Origin of the sequence: Cellulomonas biazotea, from assembly GCF_004306155.1 — a bacterium.
GTDB classification, from domain to species: Bacteria; Actinomycetota; Actinomycetes; order Actinomycetales; family Cellulomonadaceae; genus Cellulomonas; species Cellulomonas biazotea.
In genome coordinates this window covers 1-328 of record NZ_BIMR01000475.1, presented here as the reverse complement: position 1 = coordinate 328, position 328 = coordinate 1, and the positions used below count along the sequence as shown (strand labels likewise).

The 328-nt window shown below is 75.3% G+C and carries 1 protein-coding gene; it reads right to left on the bottom strand.

All coding sequences use genetic code 11. From position 1 onward, the window contains the following. Positions 1 to 127: 127 nt before the first annotated feature. The coding region (locus tag CBZ_RS21270) for a hypothetical protein (protein WP_165446880.1) at positions 128 to 328 on the bottom strand (201 nt) is incomplete at its 5' end.

The window sequence follows — 328 nt, the reverse complement described above, 5'->3', positions numbered from 1 at the left end:
GCTGCCCGCGGGCGGCACCGCCACCGCCGGCTTCATCGGCACGGGCAACGGGAGCGGCGTCACCGCCGTCTCCTGCGGCACGCACTGACGCCACCGCTCACCGCACGCGCCGAGAGGGCCGGGTGGGTCAGTCGAGGGGGCCCGGCGCGAAGTAGCCCTGGATGTCCTCCAGGAGCAGCACGCTCCCCGCGTTGTTGTACAGGACGTGCCCGCCCGCGCCGAGGCCGACCACGGCGCTGTTCGCGAGGTCGACGCCGCGCACCGTGTTGAGGTTGCTGGCCAGCGGCCGCGCCACGCCCGCCGGGTACGCCGTCACGTACGACGTCGC